General features: G+C 59.8%; 31 protein-coding genes. 6 read left to right on the forward strand and 25 right to left on the reverse strand.

All coding sequences use genetic code 11. From position 1 onward, the window contains the following. The first annotated feature begins 52 nt into the window (after positions 1-52). From FSY59_RS16655 to FSY59_RS16670, 4 genes are all read left to right on the forward strand, one after another. Positions 53-1,375, forward strand: a complete 1,323-nt coding sequence (locus tag FSY59_RS16655; protein ID WP_148729360.1) for a hypothetical protein — start codon at positions 53-55, stop codon at positions 1,373-1,375. A 12-nt stretch (positions 1,376-1,387) separates the two neighbouring features. Further along, the gene (locus tag FSY59_RS16660; protein ID WP_148729361.1) at positions 1,388-1,693 is read left to right on the forward strand and encodes a hypothetical protein; all 306 of its coding nucleotides are present in this window, start codon (positions 1,388-1,390) and stop codon (positions 1,691-1,693) included. Positions 1,694-1,696: 3 nt separating this feature from the next. Next, positions 1,697-3,007 carry a zonular occludens toxin family protein gene (locus tag FSY59_RS16665; RefSeq protein WP_148729362.1) on the forward strand — a complete coding sequence of 437 codons (1,311 nt, stop codon included), beginning with the start codon at positions 1,697-1,699 and terminating at the stop codon, positions 3,005-3,007. A 304-nt stretch (positions 3,008-3,311) separates the two neighbouring features. After that, entirely contained in the window at positions 3,312-3,521 is a 210-nt protein-coding gene (locus FSY59_RS16670) for a hypothetical protein (RefSeq protein WP_148729363.1), read from the forward strand. Between the two features lie 2 nt (positions 3,522-3,523). Here FSY59_RS16670 and FSY59_RS27710 read toward each other — a convergent pair whose 3' ends face one another. Then, a complete protein-coding gene (locus FSY59_RS27710) occupies positions 3,524-3,727 on the reverse strand; it encodes a hypothetical protein (protein ID WP_238554110.1) in 204 nt (67 codons plus the stop codon). A gap of 208 nt (positions 3,728-3,935) precedes the next feature. Here FSY59_RS27710 and FSY59_RS16680 point away from each other — a divergent pair, with 208 nt between their 5' ends. Then, complete coding sequence (locus tag FSY59_RS16680; protein WP_148729364.1) at positions 3,936-4,436, forward strand: AlpA family transcriptional regulator; 501 nt, start codon at positions 3,936-3,938, stop codon at positions 4,434-4,436. A gap of 195 nt (positions 4,437-4,631) precedes the next feature. Here FSY59_RS16680 and FSY59_RS16685 read toward each other — a convergent pair whose 3' ends face one another. The 21 genes from FSY59_RS16685 to FSY59_RS16775 form a co-directional block, all read right to left on the reverse strand. After that, positions 4,632-4,832, reverse strand: coding sequence for a hypothetical protein (locus FSY59_RS16685; RefSeq protein WP_148729365.1), 201 nt, complete (start codon positions 4,830-4,832; stop codon positions 4,632-4,634). Then, on the reverse strand, positions 4,829-4,990 hold the full coding sequence (locus FSY59_RS27390; protein ID WP_187427933.1) for a hypothetical protein: 162 nt from the start codon (positions 4,988-4,990) through the stop codon (positions 4,829-4,831). Before FSY59_RS27390 ends, FSY59_RS16685 begins: the two co-directional genes overlap by 4 nt. A gap of 10 nt (positions 4,991-5,000) precedes the next feature. Beyond that, positions 5,001-5,297: a hypothetical protein gene (locus tag FSY59_RS16690; protein ID WP_148729366.1), complete on the reverse strand. Its 297-nt coding sequence runs from the start codon at positions 5,295-5,297 to the stop codon at positions 5,001-5,003. Between the two features lie 3 nt (positions 5,298-5,300). Further along, positions 5,301-5,702: a hypothetical protein gene (locus FSY59_RS16695; protein ID WP_148729367.1), complete on the reverse strand. Its 402-nt coding sequence runs from the start codon at positions 5,700-5,702 to the stop codon at positions 5,301-5,303. A gap of 9 nt (positions 5,703-5,711) precedes the next feature. Continuing rightward, positions 5,712-6,386 carry a glycoside hydrolase family 104 protein gene (locus tag FSY59_RS16700; protein WP_255439526.1) on the reverse strand — a complete coding sequence of 225 codons (675 nt, stop codon included), beginning with the start codon at positions 6,384-6,386 and terminating at the stop codon, positions 5,712-5,714. Beyond that, a complete protein-coding gene (locus tag FSY59_RS16705) occupies positions 6,379-6,567 on the reverse strand; it encodes a hypothetical protein (protein ID WP_148729368.1) in 189 nt (62 codons plus the stop codon). The genes FSY59_RS16700 and FSY59_RS16705 overlap by 8 nt, the downstream gene beginning before the upstream one ends. A gap of 12 nt (positions 6,568-6,579) precedes the next feature. After that, positions 6,580-7,122: a phage tail protein gene (locus tag FSY59_RS16710; protein WP_255439527.1), complete on the reverse strand. Its 543-nt coding sequence runs from the start codon at positions 7,120-7,122 to the stop codon at positions 6,580-6,582. Further along, positions 7,119-7,679 (reverse strand): hypothetical protein, encoded by a 561-nt coding sequence (locus FSY59_RS16715; RefSeq protein WP_148729370.1) that lies wholly within the window; start codon positions 7,677-7,679, stop codon positions 7,119-7,121. Before FSY59_RS16715 ends, FSY59_RS16710 begins: the two co-directional genes overlap by 4 nt. Then, positions 7,679-8,206 carry a hypothetical protein gene (locus FSY59_RS16720; protein ID WP_148729371.1) on the reverse strand — a complete coding sequence of 176 codons (528 nt, stop codon included), beginning with the start codon at positions 8,204-8,206 and terminating at the stop codon, positions 7,679-7,681. The genes FSY59_RS16715 and FSY59_RS16720 overlap by 1 nt, the downstream gene beginning before the upstream one ends. Further along, complete coding sequence (locus FSY59_RS16725; RefSeq protein ID WP_148729372.1) at positions 8,203-8,577, reverse strand: hypothetical protein; 375 nt, start codon at positions 8,575-8,577, stop codon at positions 8,203-8,205. The genes FSY59_RS16720 and FSY59_RS16725 overlap by 4 nt, the downstream gene beginning before the upstream one ends. Before the next feature lie 5 nt (positions 8,578-8,582). Continuing rightward, complete coding sequence (locus FSY59_RS16730) at positions 8,583-8,807, reverse strand: hypothetical protein (RefSeq protein ID WP_148729373.1); 225 nt, start codon at positions 8,805-8,807, stop codon at positions 8,583-8,585. Positions 8,808-8,872: 65 nt separating this feature from the next. Further along, entirely contained in the window at positions 8,873-9,109 is a 237-nt protein-coding gene (locus FSY59_RS16735; RefSeq protein WP_148729374.1) for a hypothetical protein, read from the reverse strand. Positions 9,110-9,118: 9 nt separating this feature from the next. After that, positions 9,119-9,949, reverse strand: coding sequence for a major capsid protein P2 (locus FSY59_RS16740; RefSeq protein ID WP_148729375.1), 831 nt, complete (start codon positions 9,947-9,949; stop codon positions 9,119-9,121). A 10-nt stretch (positions 9,950-9,959) separates the two neighbouring features. Continuing rightward, complete coding sequence (locus FSY59_RS27395) at positions 9,960-10,112, reverse strand: hypothetical protein (protein ID WP_187427934.1); 153 nt, start codon at positions 10,110-10,112, stop codon at positions 9,960-9,962. Between the two features lie 141 nt (positions 10,113-10,253). Continuing rightward, positions 10,254-10,865, reverse strand: a complete 612-nt coding sequence (locus FSY59_RS16745) for a hypothetical protein (RefSeq protein ID WP_222864298.1) — start codon at positions 10,863-10,865, stop codon at positions 10,254-10,256. Beyond that, positions 10,862-11,401 (reverse strand): hypothetical protein, encoded by a 540-nt coding sequence (locus tag FSY59_RS16750; protein ID WP_148729376.1) that lies wholly within the window; start codon positions 11,399-11,401, stop codon positions 10,862-10,864. Before FSY59_RS16750 ends, FSY59_RS16745 begins: the two co-directional genes overlap by 4 nt. After that, complete coding sequence (locus FSY59_RS27890) at positions 11,398-11,718, reverse strand: hypothetical protein (protein ID WP_148729377.1); 321 nt, start codon at positions 11,716-11,718, stop codon at positions 11,398-11,400. The genes FSY59_RS16750 and FSY59_RS27890 overlap by 4 nt, the downstream gene beginning before the upstream one ends. Continuing rightward, a complete protein-coding gene (locus FSY59_RS16760) occupies positions 11,711-11,917 on the reverse strand; it encodes a hypothetical protein (RefSeq protein WP_148729378.1) in 207 nt (68 codons plus the stop codon). The genes FSY59_RS27890 and FSY59_RS16760 overlap by 8 nt, the downstream gene beginning before the upstream one ends. Further along, positions 11,914-13,791, reverse strand: coding sequence for a replication endonuclease (locus FSY59_RS16765; protein ID WP_187427935.1), 1,878 nt, complete (start codon positions 13,789-13,791; stop codon positions 11,914-11,916). The genes FSY59_RS16760 and FSY59_RS16765 overlap by 4 nt, the downstream gene beginning before the upstream one ends. Before the next feature lie 38 nt (positions 13,792-13,829). Continuing rightward, positions 13,830-14,066 carry a hypothetical protein gene (locus tag FSY59_RS16770; RefSeq protein ID WP_148729380.1) on the reverse strand — a complete coding sequence of 79 codons (237 nt, stop codon included), beginning with the start codon at positions 14,064-14,066 and terminating at the stop codon, positions 13,830-13,832. Between the two features lies 1 nt (position 14,067). After that, positions 14,068-14,418 carry a hypothetical protein gene (locus FSY59_RS16775; RefSeq protein WP_148729381.1) on the reverse strand — a complete coding sequence of 117 codons (351 nt, stop codon included), beginning with the start codon at positions 14,416-14,418 and terminating at the stop codon, positions 14,068-14,070. A 211-nt stretch (positions 14,419-14,629) separates the two neighbouring features. Here FSY59_RS16775 and FSY59_RS16780 point away from each other — a divergent pair, with 211 nt between their 5' ends. Continuing rightward, positions 14,630-15,043, forward strand: coding sequence for a hypothetical protein (locus FSY59_RS16780; protein WP_148729382.1), 414 nt, complete (start codon positions 14,630-14,632; stop codon positions 15,041-15,043). 163 nt (positions 15,044-15,206) lie between these two features. Here the strand turns inward: FSY59_RS16780 and FSY59_RS16785 are convergent, their stop codons facing one another. Genes FSY59_RS16785 through FSY59_RS16795 form a run of 3 tightly spaced genes read right to left on the reverse strand, consistent with a single transcriptional unit; the run spans position 15,207 to position 19,589 of the window. Continuing rightward, a complete protein-coding gene (locus FSY59_RS16785) occupies positions 15,207-16,352 on the reverse strand; it encodes a hypothetical protein (RefSeq protein ID WP_019042365.1) in 1,146 nt (381 codons plus the stop codon). A gap of 1 nt (position 16,353) precedes the next feature. Beyond that, positions 16,354-19,044 carry a MobH family relaxase gene (gene mobH / locus FSY59_RS16790; RefSeq protein ID WP_029158359.1) on the reverse strand — a complete coding sequence of 897 codons (2,691 nt, stop codon included), beginning with the start codon at positions 19,042-19,044 and terminating at the stop codon, positions 16,354-16,356. Then, positions 19,041-19,589, reverse strand: coding sequence for a hypothetical protein (locus FSY59_RS16795; RefSeq protein ID WP_019042364.1), 549 nt, complete (start codon positions 19,587-19,589; stop codon positions 19,041-19,043). Before FSY59_RS16795 ends, mobH begins: the two co-directional genes overlap by 4 nt. Positions 19,590-19,720: the final 131 nt, after the last annotated feature.

The raw sequence follows: 19,720 nt of genomic DNA on the forward strand, positions 1-19,720 counted from the left end.
GCTTTGTTCTGTGGAATCGTTTGTGGTGGTGCTGTCATCGCGGGGTGGTGGCATGTCTAAATTTCTGCGTCTGCTGGTGCTCGTGCTGTTGCCGTTCTTTGCCGGTGGTGCGCATGCGTCATGGCCTGCCGATTACGGGGTGACCTATGGCGCTTCTATGGATAGGCAGTTCCCGACGGCACAGCAGGCGTGCGATGACACGTGGAAAACTGAGCAGACAAAAGCTGTTTCGTATTCGTATAAGACTTGGGCCTGCTTCTACAAAGATGGCAATGGGAACGATCTTTTGCGAGTGCTGGTATATGAGTTCTTCGGCTACTTATGCACGGCTCCGAATTCGTCGCTTGCAGGTGATCAGTGCGGCTGCAATCCGGGCTATGAGCAGGATGGAAAGTCCTGCAAAAAAGTGAATTCCTGCCGCTTCGGTAATACATCGAGTGCTGGCTATTTCGACGCCGGAAAAAACACGGATGGCGGCCCGGCAATCATGGCTTGCGTCGGTGGCTGTGAAACGGTGTTTGACGGTGAGTTTCCTGCGGGCAATGCACTGGTTGGTGGCGTGAAGCATTACTACGCTAAAGGCGAGTACATACAGACGGGCAAAGAATGCTCGGGTTCTGCTGCCGAAGTGGGGCAGGGTATTCCAGTCACAGAGATTCCGCCTGATACCTGCGGCGAGGGTCAGGTGGCGGGCAAGGTCAAGGGCAAGACCGTCTGCGCTAAGGGTGCGGATGCTGATACTGCCGCGTCAAAGCCTGACGACAAGAAAGACCAGACCTCGACAACCAAGACAACGACAAAGGACAAGGACAGCGAGGGCAACGACCGTGAAACCACGACCACGGTCAAAAAAAATGCAGACGGCTCGACCACGACAGAAACCACGGTGACGGTCACTAAGGGTGACGGCAAGGGTGGAACCACGAGCACCACGACAACAAACACGGTCACAAATGGCGGTGTCGGTGGGTCTGGCGGTAAAGGCGAAAGCGGCGGCAAAGAGGATGGTGAAGAGGACGGAGACAAGGAAAAGGGCAAGTGCGAGAAAAATTCCAGCGATGAAGGGTGCGGCGGTGCTGCTGCCAACGTCGATGGAAAGACGTTCTACACGGCCAAAGAAAAGACGTTCGCGGGCGTTCTCAGCAAGGCCAGCACAGACCTTAGAGGCTCGGGCATCGGCGGCGCATTCACGGGCTTTTTCAACGTCGCTTCGGGTGGTGCGTGCCCTGTGTCTAACTGGCATATCCCGTACATCAATGCCGATCTGACTTTCGACTTTATGTGTCAGCCATTCGCGCTGGATGCCATGTTGATCATCAAGGGCGTTCTGCTGGTCATCGCGTCGTTCATGGCGTTCCGCATCGCGTTCGAATAGGGGAGGTGTGCCATGTTGAAAGAGTTCACGGAATGGCTTCTTGGCTTAGTTGCCAAAGTCTTCTCGTCGCTGTGGGACTTCGTAGAGGACGCGGCTATTGCGGTGTTCGATGGAGTCGTGTCCGGCTTCGTGGCGCTGCTGACGGCTATCCCGGTGCCTGAATGGGTGCAGGGCGGGCTTTCGTCGGTCTGGGGTGGCATGGATAGCGCGGTGCTGTTCTATGCGTCACAGGCCGGTATTCCGCAGGCGCTGATGGTGGTGGGGGCTGGGTACAGCTTCCGGTTCATGCGCAAGGTCGTAACTCTGTTCCAGTGGTAAGCCATGGCAATCATTTTTCATGAGGGGTTGCCGCGTTCCGGCAAGAGTTATGAGGCCATGGTTAGCCAGATCATTCCGGCGCTCAAGAAGGGCCGGGAGGTTGTGGCGTACATCGAAGGCCTGAACCATGAGCGGATCGCAGAAGCGGCAGAGCTGCCCGTAGAGCGCGTGCGAGAACTGCTGTTTCCGCTGACGCGTGATGACATGCGTAACGTGTCAGAGGGTGAGGGCAAGTGGAAGCAGACCAAGGATGGACCGTGGCTGCAGAAGACTAGAGACAACGCGCTGCACGTGTTCGATGAAGCGCAGAACTGGTGGCCCAATCGGCATAAGGCTTCGGAGGAGCTGACCCAGTTCGTCACTGAGCACGGGCATCGCGGTATCGACATTCTGCTGATGGGTCAGGCGCTGCCGGACGTCCTGGCGCTATTCCGGCGTCGTGTTGACCAGCGCTTGGTGTTCTTGAAGCTCACGGGCCTGGGTACTGGCTCGCGGTACAGCTGCACGGTGTACAAGGGCAAGGGCGGCGACCAGTACGACAAGATCACGACCAAGGTGCGCAAGTACGACAAGAAGTACTTCGGCACTTACGCGAGCCATGTGTCAGAAGACACGAATACAGGCGATCTGGTGGACAAGCGCTCGACCATCTGGTCGTCGCAGTTCTTCACGTTCTGGCTCCCGCTGGCCGTGGTTGCTGGCGGTGTTGGCATCTGGAAAACCTACGCGTTTTTCAAGCCTCCAGAGCCTGTAAAGGCTGCTGCACCAGCTGCTGCACCAGCGGCTGCAAAGCCCGCGCCAGCGCAGCCTGTGAGCCATCAGCCGGAGGCGAAGCCTGCACCGGCTCCACCGCCACCGGACGAGCGCAGCCCTCAAGAAAAGTATTTCGTCCAGCTCACGGAGAAATCGCGCATCAGGCTCGCCGGCCTGATCGTGTTTCAGGGTAAGACTCAGGGCGTTGTCGAATGGGTTGACGGCGGTTCGCATGTCACTGAGCGCCTGGAGCTCATGCAGCTGCGCGATATGGGCGTATCTGTCATGCAGGTGGGGCAGTCTGTGCGCTTGACGCTGGGCGGCTGGCAGCAGATTGCGACAATGTGGCCGCTGGACCTTCCAGGGCGTGTGCCTGAGACAACGCAAGAGCAACTGAGGGCCAAAGATGGGCTGCCTGCCTCGAATACGGTAGTTGTTGCTCAGGCGAATCCGCAGCCGCGCAAGGATTCGGCGGGCGGCGATTTTGTCCAGCAGGACAGCTACAGCCAGGGGCTGGCAAGGCGGAATGCGCAGGTGCGCTCCGTGTTCGAGTCGCGCTAGATAGGCGGCACCCACGCGATGCAGACGCGCCTGCGCGGCTGTTCGCGTGATTGTGCCGCCGTCCGCTCGCGGCATTGGCTACTCCGCTCTTTGGGGGTATCGGGGGCCGCGCCCCTGATGTCAACCGTCGATCAGGCATTGCCAGTCACACCGACCTGGCTGCATGCGGAACCTCCCGCAGTTACATGGAGCTGGCTCGCGTGGCGCGCTTCCGGCAAAGATCGGGCCTTCGCTCCGTGTCCTAAGAGACAAACCGGCGAAGCCGCTGCAGCGTCTGGATAAACTCCGGCAACAGGAGGGAACCATGACGCAACATTTCACAAAAGACGAGCGAACCCCAGTGCTAGACGTTTTCAGGCTAGCCCTGGGCGTTTTCATTGGCGTGCTGGCTGCACTGATCACCCACGACGCTATCCGCGTGAAGATAGCTTTCGACGGGATAAAGCATTTTTCAGAGCAGATGGACAAAAAGATGGCAAAGCCAAAGCAGCCGGCCGATAAGGAAAGCCGCTAGCGTTATCCAAAGTGGTAGATGGGTGCATTGGCTGCGTGGCCCTCGGTCTGGGCAAGCTCGGCCTCCAGAAGCTCGATCTGCTGCATGAGGCGCTTGTTCTGACGTTTCAGGCTTTCAGCCAGTGCGGCGTGTGCTGCTGCGTGGTTGAAGGCTACGGCGTCGGCTGTCATGCGGCCCCAGGTGGACTCCCAAAAAAGGGCAAGCATCACAGAGCGTGGCGCTTGCCCTTGAGCACGGTACTTGCGAAGCGTTGAAGCGCTGATTCCGAGGTGGCGGGCTATCTGGTCGATATCGCCATGGATGTCGTTTAGCAGCGTGTGGAGGTGGGGGAGATTGGCTTGAGATGGTGCACGAAACATCACATGACGTTCGGGCGATCGTTATACAAAATGGAGCGATCTACGTTTCAGCAGCTTGGCCCTGAACCTGACGGCCAAGCTATTTAACATAATATACATCGTATCTATCAGATGCTGGCAGCACGTTGCGCGGCTTTACGGGCATGGATTCAATCGCTTTTTTCTCCACTACGCCCCCGCCCATATGCTGCACTTCGCCCCCAAATCGCTGCCATCGTTTAATCAGCTCTTGCCCCACCTTGGCAACCCACACCCGCGCCGCCTTGCCCAATATCTGGGGGTTTCGGAGCGCACGATTTACCACTGGAAAAAGACCGACAAGGCTCCCAAGTCCGTGCGGCTGGCTTTATTTTGGGAATCGAGTTACGGCCAGCAAACGATTGATTGCGAGCTGTTTAATGCGATGCAGACGCACAAAATGTTGAGTGAATCACTCGGGAGAAAAGTGGGGAATTTAGAGGCCCGAATCCGCTATCTCGAAAAAAATGGCCCGTTCGGCAGTGCCAACGAGCCATTTCTTACCCCGGTTCCCGAACCTCTTAGCGCTTTTTCATGAACCCGGCCCCAGAGGGTTCGGAGTCCCGGCCCACTGTTTCTTAATCCAGTCGCGCAGCGCAGGCACTTGTCCAATGACTGCCGCTGCAATGATGGCCCCGCCCATCACAATCAATGCCTCACGGGCCAGCGCGGCTGGCCCCGGTATGAATCCTGGCACTTTCATCAGCGCTTCTTCTTAAAGCGGCCCTTGCTGTCACGCGCTGGCGTGCGGCGTTTCTTTGCCATGGTTGCCTCCCTTGGTTAAATCATCAATCCGGCGGTGTGCCGTATCCGCTGCATGCGCCGCTTGGTCTGCTTTGGCATTGAGCCGGGCCAGATCGGCCCGTATGCCTGCATACACGGCCACAGCGGGCGCGAGAAACGCCATCAAGGGGCGCATTTCTTCCAGGCTCATTTGCGCTCGGCCAGCACGATCGCGCCCAGAGCTGCCACGCCACCCACGATCTGGCCCACGGCATCCATAGCGCCTTCGGGCGCACCGAACAGGACGCCCAGCACGGACAAGCCCGCCCAGGTGGACGGCTCACGCAGTCGATTCAAAAGTTTGCCCATAGTCTCCCCCTCAGTTCCACAGATATTTGATGAAATCGCCGGCTGGGCAGTCAAAAGATGCGTCCCATGTCCGGCCCTCTGCCTTCGCTTGCTCGCACTTGGTCAGATTGGTTTTTGGAATGCCGAAAACCGTTTCTCCGACCCCTGTGACCACGCTCGACACAACGCCGTCGGCAAGATCGATCACGGCCCCGCCGATGTATTGCCCCGCGTTGCTGGCACTGGTGCTGCTGGCCCTTGTGACGGCCCAGACCAGCGCCGCCGCAACGACGCCGCCTGCGACTAGGTACAGGTTCTGGGTTTTCATGGCTTACCAGCTCCCGGACGCGCCGCCGCCAAACAGGCTCCAGCCGTTCGATTCAACGCCGCCATAGGTCATGCCCAGGCCGGAGTTATCCAGCGACAGGCCCAGGCCGGTGCCGGTTCCCTTGTTGCCGCCCACGGTCACGTTGTCAGCGCCGAATCCCAGGCTATCCAAGGCACCATCAAACAAGTTGTATCCGGTGTTTCCCGTGATTCCGAACCATGGGCTGTAGTAGTTGGTAGCGGGCGACTTGCCAATGACCAGCGCACCAGTGCCGGTGCCGGTTCCCGTGCCGCCAATGGCTTTTTTGGCGGCTGCGCCCAGGTTGATGCCCTGGCTCTTGACGATCATGTAGACCGCCACGCCAGCCAAGCCCAGCACCAGCATTTCATCTTTTTTGACTGCCATGACTGCCCCTTAATAGCTGCTGCCGCCCGCGTCCACGTACACGGCCCGCGCCGTGTCCATGCTGATGACGGGTTGACCGTACGGACTGCCCGGCATGCTGGCCCATTCCCATGCGATCTTTTTGATAGCCGTTTCAAAGCGGCCCGCCTTGATGTCTTCGAGTGCATTGCGCGCAGCGATGCGGCCCACCGCGAATTTGTCTTGATTGGCCGGCGAAAAGCTGCCCAGGCCCATGATTCGCGCGGTTTCGTCCCATGTGCTGCTCAGTGCCTGATAGGCGCCGGCTGCGGTGCTGGTGTAGCGGCCTTTGGTGACTTTGATGCGCGGATGATCGGCAAAGCCTTCAAAGAGCTGGCCGCCAAAGATGCGCCGATATCCGGCCTCGTCTGCCGTGCCCTCCCCGCGCCGAATGACGCGCAGCAAGGCGCGCACATTGGGATGTGCCACGTCTGCCGCTGTGACGCGGCTCATATTGGATAGTTTCAAACTGCCCCCCGTCAGGCTATCTATGACTTCCGCCGCGCCTTGCGTGACGGTGTTGGACGCGCTTTCAATGTCCGTCCAGGTGTCGCCGCCCCAATCGCTGCCCTCCTCCGTATCGACGGCCTCCTGCTGCCTGCGGTACATGACCCAGGCACCAGCGGCCAGCAGACCAGCGGCTGCGATCAGGTAGGCGTTACGCATCGACCAGCGTCCATGCGCCGTCTTTGAATACCAGCGCCTTGCCTGGCTCAAATTCGGGTAGGTCAATGTCCGTGGCAAAGGCCGGAATCAAGAAAACGCCTGGCTCCAATGGGCTTTCAAAGGCATCGCTGCTGCCCAGGTATTCGCCGGTTGCTTCGCTGTAGTGGTGGATTTGCTTCATGCGGCCCCCGGATTAGCTGTACTTGATGATGGTCAGGACGGCCACGTTTCGCGGGCGGTTTTCTGCTGCAGTTGGGACGACCGTTGACGCATCAAAATTCGCTGTCTGCGGGTAAATTACAGGAGAATCAGGATTTTCAATGGATGGCAGATTCGCATATTTTTTATTGGACGAACCTGTAAAAGCGCCTGCCGCACCCTCGAAAACGCTGGTTTTCGTCACCGTTGTAATCGAACCGGAGATATTGCGGATTGCATCGCCCTGCGCACTGCCAATGGCACGCCCCGCATCCACACCGCGCCCACGGTCAGCACCGCGCAGGAATTCTCCGCGCAGGTCTGGCAGGTTGAACGTGGTTGCGCCATCGCCTGCCCCGTAGTTGGTGCCGATGGCTGCAAACAAGGTGCCATAGGTTGCACGGCTGATGGCTGCGCCGTTGCATTCCAGCCAGCCAGACGGGATTACGCCCGCCGCGCAATATGCGATTTGACCCGCCATAAATTCATCGCTTTCGTTGTAGATGCCGCTTGTCCCGGCGTTGTAGATAAAGCTCATACCATCAGCTCCTGCACCTTGACGATGCCCGCGCCGCCTTCGCTCACGCCGTACCATGCAGCGCTTGGCGCTTCGGCTTCTAGCAGCATTTCTCCGGGCGCGATCTTCAAGCAGCCGTTGACCAGATCGACCCCGACCCCGCCCAAATAAATGATGGTGGTGCCGCTATTCAAAAAGCGAATCCCCTTGCGCTTTGCGTTGGCTGCTACCAGCAGCGTGGACGCCACGCCAATGGGCACCGGCCCGGTATTTGCAATGGCCGTGGCGGTTGCCAGATTCACGGTGCCTGTATAGCGGTCATAACCCCCGTCGCCATCTGAAATAGCGACCTTGACCAACTGCGGCCCGGCCAACGTCATGACTTCGACGGCATCAAAACCGCCGTCCGGCATGGTGTAGAAACCGGCTTCCACGGCTTGCGCGTCATAGACGACGCGGCCCTGGCGAATCACGCGCAGATTGACCGGCCCCACGCTTTCCATGAGGCGGATATAGCGCCCGGTGCCGTTCAGCCAAAAGCTTTGATCGGGATAGACGATTTGCGATAGCGTACGCATTACTTGGCCTTATTCACGAACGCCAGCCCGGCGACTGCCGCCACGGCAATCACCATGATGGTTTTGTTATCAATGGTGCCCTTGGCTTCGGTCTGCGCTTGCGCGTAGGCATCCGCTACGCTTTTTTGCGTCTGACCTATCAGGCCTTGCGACTGGGTAAACCAACTGCCCGCCGTGTCCAGCAGCTTGGCAAAGCCTTCGGCATTGGTTGCGTTATTGACGTCGATGCTGTCCAGCGCACGATCCACAATGCCGCCATCTGTGACGGTCACATTGCTGGTGGTGTTGCTGGTGTAATTGGTGGTTGCCTCGTAATTGCTGGTTCGGCTGGCATCAATCCAATTGCCATTGGACGCAGACAGGCCTACGCCGTCTTGCACCGCCACGCGGTTATCCGTGGTGCTTGAGGCTTGGCTGCTGCTCGAATCACCGCCGCCGCCGCAGACATAACCGCCGCCCAGCTTGGCGCGCGTTGCGCCATTGCCCAGCGGCATGCCGAGTTCATAGAGTTTTTGGCGCGTTGTCATGCCGCTATTTCCTTCACGCAGATCAGCTCTTGCGGCCCGTAGCCCATGCGGGCCATTTTTCGGGCGACAGCCGGTTTAGCGGTATGGAACCGAATCGAACGCACGCCGCAGAATCTGGCCTCAATGGCAGGCATGCAGGTTTGAATCATGTCCACGCCGTCCAGCTCTGCCGCCGCCGCCACAATCACGCCCTGCGGGCCTTTGGGCGTGCTGTCCACGCGCAGCAGGTACGCCCCGACGCATTCACCCTCATGCATGACGCGGTAGAGCTTGGCCCCGTGCTGCCACTGCCGGTGCAGGTCTTGCAGGGTTGCCGATGCCAGCGCACGCCCCAGCCAATGCGCGGCATCGTCCCCCCACTCCCCAGGCACCAAACTCAGTTTTTGCGGGTCATGCGCCATACGACCATCGCCCCCACAAAAAGCACCGCATAGGGCAGGTAAGCATCAAAGGGGCTTGCCTGCGCTTCTGCGCGCGCGCTGTCGATGTTTCCATTGCCGAAATTGACATTCCAGCCGGAGTTGTCGGTCTTGTTGGCTTGTGTTCCCGTTGCCATGCCTGGCGTGCCGTTGACGGCACTGCCCAGGCCCATGGCGAACATGCCCGCAAAATTGGCCCAAGGACTGACCGCCGACGCACCAGCCGCTGCCGCTTCGCCTGCCATGTTTAATCCTTGGTCATGATGACGATCATCGCCACCGCGCCGATCAGCAGCAGCGTGGGCGAGATCGTGAGGCCGTTACGGCCAGCGGTCATGCTGGCCTGACCCTCTTGGTACATGCCCAACTGGCCCAGCGCCTGCAATTGCATCTTCTGGATTTCGTAGGGCTGCACCAGCTTGTTATCGGCGTATTTATTGATCAGGCTGCCGGATACCTGCTGCGCCCAGTCGCCCCAATCCATGGCGACCCCTTACAGGTTGCCCAGCGGGTCGAGGTATTCGACCAGCACCACGCCGTTATCAGCCGCCGAGAAGTCGAACAGCCACTCCAGGGAACGCGCTTGGCGGGTATCCAGAGCCTTGCCCACGGCTCCGTCCACGCAAAAATCCAGCGTGTAGACATTGGCTTGAGGCACGCGGCCCTGGCTCTTTTGCTCGTATTCGTTCTCGGCCTTCACCGACTCATGAATGACGAGGCCGTCTTCTTTGACGGTCGCGCCGGTCATGTTGCCAGTGTGAAAAACGTGCAGACGCTTGATGATGGAACCCGATTGCGGGCCAAATGGCACATTGACCGGCAGACGACCGCCCGTTGCCTGGCTGTACGGATAGCGCAGCAGCTTGGAAATCAGCGGCGCATAAGGCGCGGACTCACCAGATCGGCTCTTTTGCTGGGCCGACTCGATCAGGATGGGTTGCAGCGTGGGAGCTGTCGCACCAGCGATTTGCACCTCCGTGGTGATATTGCTGATGCCCATGGACGTATCGAACGCTCCCACCATGCGATCGAATTCGTTGTTGAGCTGGTAATCCGCGAAGGCAATGTCCAGAAAACCGGCATCCAGCGGCGTGCCACGGTAGGCATTGATTTTGTCCAGCTCAGCGCCGGACGCTTCAATGATGACCTTGCCATTCGCCTTGATCTTGATCAGCGGCAGCATGGCCTTGGTGAAGGTGGTGCCGCCCAGGCGCAAGCGCAGGTTTTCCAGAGTGCGGCCCGGTGTGATTTGGTTGGTTGCGGTGCCAGTTGGCACCACGTTGGAGAAAGGCAGGCCGTAGCGGTTGAGTTTTCCGACGCTCATGACTTCCCCTTTACATCACGTCTTTGACGTAGGGAACGCGCTTGGCGATCACGCCAGCGGCCACGGCCACAGCACCGGCCTTGATCAGGCCGTTGCCGTACTTGTAAGCCGCAAACAAGATGCCGCCCGCAATGGCGATCTTGGTCATTTCCGAAGAACTCATTTTTTCGTCCCGTGTTGAACAGTTGCACATAAGGTCAGCCGCAACGGCTTTGCCCCGTGCTGGCAGGACTCCATTGCACAAAAAAGAACAGCGCCCGAAAAGGCGCTGTATCTGTTCCCGTTCCCGTACTCAAAACGACTGCTAAAACCGCAATTTGCCCCTCAAAATTTCTCCATTCAGCGCATTCATGTGCACGAACTGCAACGGCACAAGGCCATTGATTTCGCCCTGCTCTACCCGCGTCTTGCGCGCCAGATAGGACACATCGTCCCCCGACGACTGCCGAAAAATCACGAAGTCCGATGCATTGCCGAAGGCGGTTTTGTCGGCCTCAGACCATCGCTGACTGATGCAGTACAGGGAAATCCCTCTTTTCAAACCCCGGCGCACCAGAATGCCCCAATTCCCCGGCGCTTTGCTGGGTGTGGTTACGTCCGCCAGCTCTTCGGCTACCGCGTCCAGGGGCTGCACATAGCGACCGGCGTACATGACGGCCCCGGCCCAGAAATCAAAGTCTTCTTTGAGCTGCCCCCCTGCGACGAAGGCAATTTTCTGATTTCCCGGCTTTTGCGCCCAGGCCAGCAACTCGGCCCGCGTGCTGACTTTGCGCCAGCCCGGCAGCTCGCACCACTGCGCCTCTGGGTCCCAGGCCCAGATGCGGCGAGCCTTGGCAACGCGCTTGCGCGTCCAGGCCGTTTTTCCGGAGCGGGAAGCCCCGGCGATCACAACCAATTGCCCGTCATTGGTTTTCATGCGGCCACGGCCTCCGATGCTGGTGCCGGAACCGGAGCGCCAAAGGTCACTGCCTTTGACGATGCCGGCCCCGCTACGGGAACCGGTGCCGACAGATCAGGCCCTCCGATGCGCTCCACCGGCTGACGGGCTGCAATGTCCTGCTGCACGCCCTTGTAAGTGGCGAAGGCCAGCGGCCCGACGATCAGCGCGCAGGCGATTTCTTCGCCATAGCGGCCCATCATGCCGCCCTGCATCCAGCCATGCTTGTTGCAGACCCCGGCCACGGCTGCAGATGCTGCCTGCGTGGCCTCCGGCGTGTAGATGCCCGGCAGGCTTGGGAACATGGGCGAGAGCATGCCCACAGCCGCTTGGACCAGCCCCGCGATTTCTTGCGCCAGATCGACTTGCGGCGCTTGCTGCTCCTGCGCGTCGACTTCTGCGCCTGGCTCTGGCCCGGCCATGGCCTGCAGCGCTGCAAAGTCTGCCGCTTGCTCGCTGCTCTGGGCCTCAATGGCCCGCTCCACTTCCTGCGTTTCGGTGTTGCTGGGTTTCATGCTGTGGCCTGCTTCAAAAGGAAATCAAAAGGATTGGCAACCGGCTTGCGTTGCGGTTTCGGTTCCGGCTTCTGTACCGGAGCGGGTGCCAAGCTGGGTTTTGGTGCTTCTGGTTCCGGTTCCCGTTCCCGTACCGGCTCTGGCTTGATGCCGCACTTCTCCAGCAGTCGCGCCGATGTGGCTTCGCAGCGCGGGAAGTACTGCGCATGGCACTCAGGGCACCAGCGATAGGCCAGCCCCGCCTTGGTCTTTTTGACTTCTGCGCCACTCATGCCGCATTCAGGGCATGGGCAGGTGCCGATGATTTCTTTAGCCATGTGTATTCCTCTCCACTTGCGAACGCTTGAACCACAGTTGCTTGTTGACCGGCTCCCCCTCCCGCACGCCCTGAATGTCCAGGCGCACGCCGGTTTGCTGGCCTCCGTCCTCTACGGTTTCCGTTACCGTACCGACAAGGCCCGCGTATTTCCCAGTACGGATACGGGCAGGCTCATGCACTTTGAACACGTCATTCATGGCTTGCGCTCCCACGGCCCGTGCAGGTGCCGCCGTTTCCACTGCTGCAGCTCATACCCTTGCAGGTAATCGGCATCGTTCTCGCGCCATCCTCCGAATGGGAGCGTTGGCAAAGCGACTCGAGCACGGTCAACAGCGGCTCCATGTACTTCCCAGCCATCAATTTGATGTGCGCAGGGGCTTTGTTCCATGCCTCCCGCGCTTCCTTCATTTGCCCCTGCAGCTCCATCTTTCTCAACCTCCGTACAGTTATTGACACAAGTCCAAGGCGCGCGAAGCGCGCGCGATACATCCGGGCGCTCGCGCCCGACGATTTCCCACACATGGCGGGAAGATTCGACAAACCATTCCACCCGGCGCGGAATGAGCGCAGGCGGGTGCATGTGGGCCATCCATGGGGGAGTCCATTCCTCCATGCCACTGGTGTAGACGCCCACGGGCCGCGCGGCTTTCTCTTCGCCGTAGCGGTTCAGCCCTTGCTGCTCCTGCATGTCCAGGCGGATGGAGTACAGACGGCCACAGAAAACGCCGCCCTGCGCTTCGCAGTAGTGGTGCCATGCCACAGACGCGCAGTCCTTGCCCTCGATCACAGCCACCTTGTTGACCGCGTTATGTGCCTTGACCAGATGCGCCGGGGCGCCCTTGGGCAGCTCTTCAATGCGGCGCAGCTCGCGCCAGATGGTCACGGGCGGGCCTCCGACCTGCTGAAACTGGCGAATGCGCCATGTCCTGGCCCACATTTCCACGCGGGCGCTGGCCTCGAGCGCGGGCGTGCCATACAGGTCATGCTCCAGCCTGTATCCGTCGATGTTCTTTGCGACGTACTTGGCGATGTAGCCCGCCGCCGTGCCCTTGCTCCAGTCGATTGGCTTGAAGTCCACGCGGTTCGCCCTGGCCCCGGCCTCGTCGCCGCTGTCGCGCAGGCCGTAATCAAGCAAAGCCTCTTTAACCACAGCCACTGCCAGCGGCTCGCAGAAGACCAGCAGATGCCAGTGCGGCGTGCCGTCGTGTTGCGGCTCGGCAATGCGAAATCCATAGAGCTTGATTCCCTTGCGGGCCAGCTTGGCGCGCATGGGGGCCCATACCTTCTTTGCAAGGTATTGCTGCGCCTCGCGTGGCGTGGTGCCGTCGTATTTGAGGTTGTCCACCACCACCGCGCCGCGCTTGAATGTGCGCTTGGCATGCATGCGGCTGGGGCAGGTAATCGTGAGGAACAGGCCGGCATGACCTGCAGCGCGCGCCACATGCTCAAAACCGCTGATGCGCGTCATCAGCTCGGCCCGGCGTATAGCCTTGTTAGAAACGCTCTTTTCCTTGAGCTCTTGAATGCTGAATTCCTGGCCCAGCTCATTGCGTGCCATGGTCTTTTCCAGCACCGCCGCCGCAGCTTTGTCGCGCTGCTGCATGCGGTACAGGGTTTCATTGCTGCAATAGATCTGCTCACGCTTGCTCACGTAGCCCATGCGAATGGCCGCAGTCTCCAGCGTGCGGGCATGGTGGGCGCGCAGCTTGCGCCGCCACCAGATCGGGCAGGCCATGCGGGCGATGGCTGGCCCATCTTCTTTGAATTTCTTGAGCTTGCGCGATGGCGGTTCTACGCCCTGGCCCTCTGCCACCCTATCCATGGCACCGCGCAACGTGCGGGCGTCGTGGTACAGGGTTGCCAGTTGGCAGCAGCGCAGGGCCAGCGCCATGGAGCGATCACAGATTTCCGCGTCCGTGGCATCCAATGGAATGCGCACCTTGTCCAGCAGTTCGGACGTGGTACGAATGAATGTATTGGCGTCATAGCTGGTGCATGTCTTGGAAAGATGCTCCCAACGCCCCATCAGACGACGCTGCCAGCGTACCGGCAGGCCATCAATGCGGTGCATGGCCCAATCTGGGCTATGCGCGCTGAACTGCTGGCCTCTCATGCGAATGCATCCGGCTCAAAGTACCGTACCGGGCGGCGACGAGGTTCCAGTGCCGCCATTGCGGCGCGATGCGCGTCCAGGCGCTCCCTGGCCTGCTGCTCGGCATTCAGGCGCATGGCTTCGCGCCTGCAGACCTCATAGGAGGCATGCTCCATGACTGCTATCCACTCTCCGTTACCTCGACTGCGCGCCACCACATAACCGCCCTCATGGGCTGCGACGGTGTACTGCATATCAAGCCCCGCAGACAGCTTTGCGCAGATACTTCAGCACGTAGGCAAGCTCGCCTACGTCACTACCGGAGAGAACACCTTGCAAACGAAGCTCATCGACGGGAAACAGCCGCGAATCAACGACGACAAAATCCTTGCCTCCGTGACGAACAAAGCCACAGGAGACACTGACGGGAACGTTATGACCCTTGGAGTCCGAAACGAGTCCGGACAGATTTACCGGGTTTTCTTTACTACTGGATTGAGAGAGTTCCAGCGGGCAATTGGTGCCTTGAAAAACTTGGGTCTGCGTGACGAGCTTGTCGACTCCTTCAACATGAAGGAAGGATGTGACGCAATCTTTAGCTGACATGTGATGTTCCCCGTTATGCCGTCCCCCTACCACTGCACAGTGGTGCCAGCCGGGTGTGCGTAACGGGCGGTACCGGGGAACGGCGAGAAAAGCGCCACCTGTTCCCGGCTGGCAGGGCAAATATAGCTCTCATGTCGAGAGCTACCTATCACCCTGAGAGTTGTTAGCTCGCAAGGCAGAAGCTACATTGACGGCATTAAAGGGAACTGATATGCAAAATTTGACCGTTGAACACGTGCTTGATCTGATCAAAAGCCGCAATGCTCTGAAATCTGATTACATGGTTTGCAAAACGCTCAATCTAAGCACCGCCCTAGTGAGCGGCTGGCGTTCAGGACGCACTCTCCCAGACGAGCGTATGTGCCAAAAATTGGCCGAAGCGGCCGGAATTGACCCGCTAGTTTTGGCGGCATCAATGCAGTCTCAGCGCAGTAAAACAGAGGAAGCCCGGAGCCTTTGGGCGATGGTTGCAGAGCGCCTGCAGATGGTTCCACAGGCGCTGGCCGCTGCAGCTTTTGCAATGCTATTTGCTACGAATTTTGTAGCTACTGACGCCCACGCGCAAGGCGCTCAGCAGGTTTCCGCCGCATTTTCTGCAAGCGACAGTTCTATACATCGTGTCTAGTAGACAAGCTCTAAAAATAGGAGCGCTAGAGCTCCAGTTTTCAACGCTTTCAGTAGACCCATGGGACTACGTTTTTACCTCTTCCTCTTAACCAATTCCGCGAGAGTTACAAATAGCTCCCGTTGACGCACGGTACGGACTCTAAGGACTTCGCTGCCAACTGTCAAACATTTTTGTTTGACCTGTCATGTTTCGGCGGCTCAGGCATTGAGTCGATTGCTACAAACTCGCAAGCACCAGGCCCTCCACGAGCGGCCAATGGGTCGCCGCACTTCTTGCACGGACTCAAGTCGATCTCGTCCAGCTCGTCACCCACGGAGTCAATGTCGCCACAACCCATCGGACAGCAATGCGGGTCCAGACCGTGGCTGCAGCATCCGTCATCCTGCAGCATCCGCTCTGTCTGTGCACGTTGCTCTGCCGTGGAGTATCCGTGCTCAGTGGCGATCTCGATGGCACGAGGCCGCAGGAGCTCGGGGACCTGCTGCAGCGCCAGGTCAATGCTGGCTCCGACGCGCAGCTCGTAGGTCTCGTAGACCTGGCCACAGCCTCGATTGGCAGCATCCGACAAGGCTGCGCACTTCGCTGCCCAGTCGTTTTCCGAGAAGACTTGCGCCTCGCGATCTGGTGCCACTTCGAGCGCTACGACACTTGGAGACGTAGTAGTAGTTCTTTGTATAGAAGACCCTTGTATATAGAGTGCAGGAAACGGCAAATCCAGTTTGCAGGTTTCGGCAGACGTTTTGGGCTCAAGGTTGCAGGTTTCGGCAACCAACTTGGGCTCCAGTTTGCAGGTTTCGGCAAGCGGTTTCGGGGCCTGCTTGATGACTTGGCCAAGCCATTGGCCATCGACGTAATCGAGTAGCCCCTCCAGGACGGCCTGCCTCTCGTCATCGGTCATGGGGCGACCTGGGCATTGCGTGGGCAAGGCCCCGCCAGATCCGCCGCAGTTCCTGCACTGGGTACGATCGTGGCCGATGCTGTGGAGCGAAAAAACAGCGGCCCGTGGCGCGGGCTGGTCGGAGTCCATCATGGTGCGATCGATGTGCTCAAGCTCGGCAATGACGGCTGGGCAGACCGGCATCAATCCATTGCCTGGTGGCCAGCGCTGCAGCCACATGACCTGATCCGGGTATTTGAGGCCGAGCTTGGCGTGGCGCCAGGTCAAGCTGCCCTCGGCAAAAGCACTGAGCACGTTCCATCGGTGCCGCAGCCGAAACCAGAAGCTACGCGATTTCCATAGCTCTAGGCGCTTGTCTGGCGCGGTGTTGTCGCCAATCTCGTAATCAGTTGAGCAGGTGGATTTCATATCAAACCATCTTCAATGCGGGATTGCTGGGGGGGATGGGCTGCACCCACCGGCCTGGGCTGGTGAGGACAACACAGGACAGGTGGGCCACGACCGTGCCGCGGCTGTGGATCTCATAGCGAACGATGTTTGTGCGGTTCGCGGCTGGCAGGTGCCAGCCACACTTGATGACCTCCCGCTGGGTCTTGGTGCTGAGCTCGTCGACAGTGAGATCCTCGTGGCCGTCCTCACGGTCGCCATGGCGTGCGTACTCCTTGAAAATCTTGGGCGAAACCAGGGCCATGCCCTCCTCCACGAAGTGAATCGCCGCGCCGGTCTCATTGAACTTGAGCTCGCGATTGACCAGACCCATTTGCACCCACTGCATGAAAGCCAATGCCAAGGGGCTTGGCTCGGGTGGCGGCTTGTCGGGGTTTGCGTCGATGTCGGGCAGCGGCTGAAGCAGAAGAACCGGCCCCGGTGTTGCTGCTGCCGCCGGCGGCGGACTTGCAGTGACGGTGCGTCCCTTGAGTACGGGCAGGTCATCGAGCTCGTCCAGATCAGCGGCCATGCGCTTGAACTCGGCACTCACGCTTTGAGAGCGCGGCACTTGGTCATGGCGTAGCACGGGAGCGGGATTCTTAGGTGCGCTTGGTGCTGGTGGCGGCGCAGCTGCTGCAGGTTTGACAGAAGGCGGCCTTGCGGCCGCAGTTGCGGCAGCTTGGGGCGGCTGGTGCAAGGTGGCGGGCTGAGGAGGCGCAGCTGGTGGCGGCACCGCTGCGGCATCCTGGAATGGTTGCTCCAAGGGCGCTGCGCCCTTCTCTGCCGGCTGTGGGTTCTTGGCCGGCTTGTTCTTTTTGCCAGGTCTGTCCGATGCTGTTGCAGATTCGGATGGATCGAGGAAGTAGCTGCCCTCGCTGTCGCCCAGCAAATACGCGGCTTCGCCGTTGTCGAGGCTGTCGTAGTCCAGCTTCAATGGGGTGGGCACGCCGGATCTCGATGCTGCCCCAGCTTCAGACTCGTCGTAGGCTGTATCAGCTTGGGTCTGCTGCACTGGCGCCGTAGGCGCCCTAACTGCCATGACTGCCGCAGTTTGGGATGGCGTTTCTGGTGCAGGTGCCTTGGCTGCTGCCGCAGTGGTTGCCGCAGGCCTGGGCTTTGCCGCAGCATTCGGCGGCTTGGTGAAAGTGGGCTCCCGCATGATGGCGGCATGCTTTTTAGCTTCTGCCGCATCCTGGGGCCGTTGCTTCGCAGGCTTTGCCGCAACCTGGGATGGTTGGGCTGAGGATGCCGCAGCTGCTGGTGCATTGGCATCGATTGCTGCCGCAGATTCCGATGCACTGAGAGTTGCAGCAGCTTGATGTTCGTCTTGCCCTGCTCCATCCTTGCGACGGTCGCGGATCTCCAGCCGCCCGCGCATGGCGGCCGGGTACTTGCTCTCGTGGTTGAACAGCTTGGCCAGAGGGAACTTGAGCATGGCAAAGTCATGCATGTAGGCCCCCTGCTCTGACCCATCCTCGGCGTAACCGTGCACTGTGACATGCCAGACGGCCTGGCCGCTGGCCGGGTTCAGCTCGATCGCGCCGTAGTCCTGCCAGGTGTCGAACAGCCGGTCGTTCTTTGCGTTGCCAGGCACGCTTTCGTCGGGCTCGTTTGCTTGGATGTGCTCTCGCACGGTATCAGCGAGGCGCTTGGCCACGAACCAGATCGCCCCCTCGAACACCCAACCTGCCGCACCATTCCGGTTCAGCGGGAGTTGTGTGCCAGCTTGGAGCATGGTCCTCATGGATTGCATCAGCAGCTCGATGAGAGGCACGGCCTTGGCCGTCGCGAAGCGGGCCTTGGAGCCTTTTTGCAAGGCACGCTGCGTGGATAGTTGGTCGGCCCGCTTGACGATCGTGGCGACGAGACTGTCCTTGTCCTGGCCGGTGAGGTATTGCTCCAGGGCATCCAAGGCTGTGGGCGTGTGCGCCAGGAATCGCAGCGCACTTTCTGGCGCAATGCGTGGTAGCAGCAGCTGGGCCAGCTTGGCATGGGCGCTGTAGTCGCGCTGCCCCTTGGGCGCGAAGTCCACCAGGTACTCGGCAGTGCGTTGGCCAGCGATCTGCGACAGGCTTCCGCCTGCAGGTGCCCAACGTATAGGATCGTTCTCTCCTACCGGACGCCACGCGATGCGTAGGTCGGTCATGGGCTTGGCGATGTCGTGCAGCAAAGCGCAGAAGAACACCACATAGGTCCATTGATCGCGCTGGGCGTCAACGATCTCGATCTGGCTTCCGCCTGGCAGCAGATGGGCATTGCGCCAGGTCATGGCCGCGAGCAGCATCTCGATGGTGTGCGACAGCAGGCCGCCTGCGTGGGCGTGGTGGTGCGCTTCGGAGGCCGGCATGAGCTGCACGAACTCGGCGTACCGCCGAATCGCCGGCAGCAGGTCCCGCTCCCAAATGGCCTGAGACTGATGCGACTGGCTCCAGATCTGGGTGATAGCTCGTTCTGCGCGGACCGTGGCCAGCAGCTGCTGGGCATTGAGCACGCGCAACCATCCGGGCTCACTGCCCGCGATGTGGATCTCGTCTGGCTTGAGTGGCAGATGTTGAGCGCCCGTCGATACTGGCGCGTCGGGCAGCGGCAGCGGGCCTGCAGGCGCAGACTGCACGGGCGTGGCCTTGCTCCAGGGCACCATGGCAAGCAACTTTGAAGCAATACTCTTCACGCGCACTCCTCTTGAAGCAGGATTCGAGCGAAGTGCTGGGCACGCGCTGACTTGCCATCGGTGGGAGTCCAGATAGAAAGCTCCTCCCCAGGCTGGCCCAGCGCGAGGAAGTCCATGAAACTCTGCTGCAGCGGGTCCCATTTGATGCGTGAGGCGATACCGTCGCGGCCCCAGTCACCGCATGTTTGCACGAACGGCTGCGCCACGACTCGCATGACGAAGCTGTGCCAGTTCTTCTCTTGCTGAGGTTTGGGCACATGCGGCATTTTGGGATGGTCAGCAACCAGCTGCAGCAGGATTGAGCGCACGCTCAAGATTGGATCAAGCTCCTCTTCCAGATGCTGCTCCAGCCCCTCGAATCTTCCCATCCAGCGCATGAGCGGATTGGTTTTGCTGGCAAGGCCCAGCAGTTGCAAGCTGTCTGCGATAGCGAATATCGAGCAGCCACGATCGAGCGGATCTCTGCCTAGAAATGGTGGATCACTGTTGGCTCTCTGCTGGATGTGCTGACTATGTAGGTGCGGTGCGCGGGCGAGGTCGTCCATGGGGCGCAACCGTACCTAGTGCGCCCTCAGCTGTCAGCGCGAAACCCTGCGGTGATGACCGGAGGCTTTTCGCTTGATTACCTGGTGGAAATCTGCTAGTAAAATAACAATTTGCTACAAAATAAGGTTAG

Origin of the sequence: Comamonas sp. Z3, from assembly GCF_008121565.1 — a bacterium.
Taxonomy (GTDB): Bacteria; Pseudomonadota; Gammaproteobacteria; order Burkholderiales; family Burkholderiaceae_C; genus Comamonas; species Comamonas brasiliensis.

What these genes read in the sequence shown, in the direction of transcription:
- FSY59_RS16770 (WP_148729380.1), bottom strand. Translation starts at nt 14,066, where the DNA reads ATGCAGTACACCGTCGCAGCCCATGAGGGCGGTTATGTGGTGGCGCGC.
- FSY59_RS16700 (WP_255439526.1), bottom strand. Translation starts at nt 6,386, where the DNA reads ATGCGTAACGCCTACCTGATCGCAGCCGCTGGTCTGCTGGCCGCTGGT.
- FSY59_RS16745 (WP_222864298.1), bottom strand. Translation starts at nt 10,865, where the DNA reads ATGAAAACCAATGACGGGCAATTGGTTGTGATCGCCGGGGCTTCCCGC.
- FSY59_RS16715 (WP_148729370.1), bottom strand. Translation starts at nt 7,679, where the DNA reads ATGCGTACGCTATCGCAAATCGTCTATCCCGATCAAAGCTTTTGGCTG.
- FSY59_RS16785 (WP_019042365.1), bottom strand. Translation starts at nt 16,352, where the DNA reads ATGAAATCCACCTGCTCAACTGATTACGAGATTGGCGACAACACCGCG.
- FSY59_RS27710 (WP_238554110.1), bottom strand. Translation starts at nt 3,727, where the DNA reads ATGCTTGCCCTTTTTTGGGAGTCCACCTGGGGCCGCATGACAGCCGAC.
- FSY59_RS16690 (WP_148729366.1), bottom strand. Translation starts at nt 5,297, where the DNA reads ATGAAAACCCAGAACCTGTACCTAGTCGCAGGCGGCGTCGTTGCGGCG.
- FSY59_RS16780 (WP_148729382.1), top strand. Translation starts at nt 14,630, where the DNA reads ATGCAAAATTTGACCGTTGAACACGTGCTTGATCTGATCAAAAGCCGC.
- FSY59_RS27395 (WP_187427934.1), bottom strand. Translation starts at nt 10,112, where the DNA reads ATGAGTTCTTCGGAAATGACCAAGATCGCCATTGCGGGCGGCATCTTG.
- FSY59_RS16705 (WP_148729368.1), bottom strand. Translation starts at nt 6,567, where the DNA reads ATGAAGCAAATCCACCACTACAGCGAAGCAACCGGCGAATACCTGGGC.
- FSY59_RS16665 (WP_148729362.1), top strand. Translation starts at nt 1,697, where the DNA reads ATGGCAATCATTTTTCATGAGGGGTTGCCGCGTTCCGGCAAGAGTTAT.
- FSY59_RS16735 (WP_148729374.1), bottom strand. Translation starts at nt 9,109, where the DNA reads ATGGATTGGGGCGACTGGGCGCAGCAGGTATCCGGCAGCCTGATCAAT.
- FSY59_RS16710 (WP_255439527.1), bottom strand. Translation starts at nt 7,122, where the DNA reads ATGAGCTTTATCTACAACGCCGGGACAAGCGGCATCTACAACGAAAGC.
- FSY59_RS16655 (WP_148729360.1), top strand. Translation starts at nt 53, where the DNA reads ATGTCTAAATTTCTGCGTCTGCTGGTGCTCGTGCTGTTGCCGTTCTTT.
- FSY59_RS16740 (WP_148729375.1), bottom strand. Translation starts at nt 9,949, where the DNA reads ATGAGCGTCGGAAAACTCAACCGCTACGGCCTGCCTTTCTCCAACGTG.
- FSY59_RS16730 (WP_148729373.1), bottom strand. Translation starts at nt 8,807, where the DNA reads ATGTTCGCCATGGGCCTGGGCAGTGCCGTCAACGGCACGCCAGGCATG.
- FSY59_RS16695 (WP_148729367.1), bottom strand. Translation starts at nt 5,702, where the DNA reads ATGGCAGTCAAAAAAGATGAAATGCTGGTGCTGGGCTTGGCTGGCGTG.
- FSY59_RS16775 (WP_148729381.1), bottom strand. Translation starts at nt 14,418, where the DNA reads ATGTCAGCTAAAGATTGCGTCACATCCTTCCTTCATGTTGAAGGAGTC.
- FSY59_RS27890 (WP_148729377.1), bottom strand. Translation starts at nt 11,718, where the DNA reads ATGGCTAAAGAAATCATCGGCACCTGCCCATGCCCTGAATGCGGCATG.
- FSY59_RS16670 (WP_148729363.1), top strand. Translation starts at nt 3,312, where the DNA reads ATGACGCAACATTTCACAAAAGACGAGCGAACCCCAGTGCTAGACGTT.
- FSY59_RS16660 (WP_148729361.1), top strand. Translation starts at nt 1,388, where the DNA reads ATGTTGAAAGAGTTCACGGAATGGCTTCTTGGCTTAGTTGCCAAAGTC.
- FSY59_RS16685 (WP_148729365.1), bottom strand. Translation starts at nt 4,832, where the DNA reads ATGAGCCTGGAAGAAATGCGCCCCTTGATGGCGTTTCTCGCGCCCGCT.
- FSY59_RS16765 (WP_187427935.1), bottom strand. Translation starts at nt 13,791, where the DNA reads ATGCACCGCATTGATGGCCTGCCGGTACGCTGGCAGCGTCGTCTGATG.
- FSY59_RS16760 (WP_148729378.1), bottom strand. Translation starts at nt 11,917, where the DNA reads ATGAATGACGTGTTCAAAGTGCATGAGCCTGCCCGTATCCGTACTGGG.
- FSY59_RS27390 (WP_187427933.1), bottom strand. Translation starts at nt 4,990, where the DNA reads ATGGGCAAACTTTTGAATCGACTGCGTGAGCCGTCCACCTGGGCGGGC.
- FSY59_RS16720 (WP_148729371.1), bottom strand. Translation starts at nt 8,206, where the DNA reads ATGACAACGCGCCAAAAACTCTATGAACTCGGCATGCCGCTGGGCAAT.
- FSY59_RS16750 (WP_148729376.1), bottom strand. Translation starts at nt 11,401, where the DNA reads ATGAAACCCAGCAACACCGAAACGCAGGAAGTGGAGCGGGCCATTGAG.
- FSY59_RS16795 (WP_019042364.1), bottom strand. Translation starts at nt 19,589, where the DNA reads ATGGACGACCTCGCCCGCGCACCGCACCTACATAGTCAGCACATCCAG.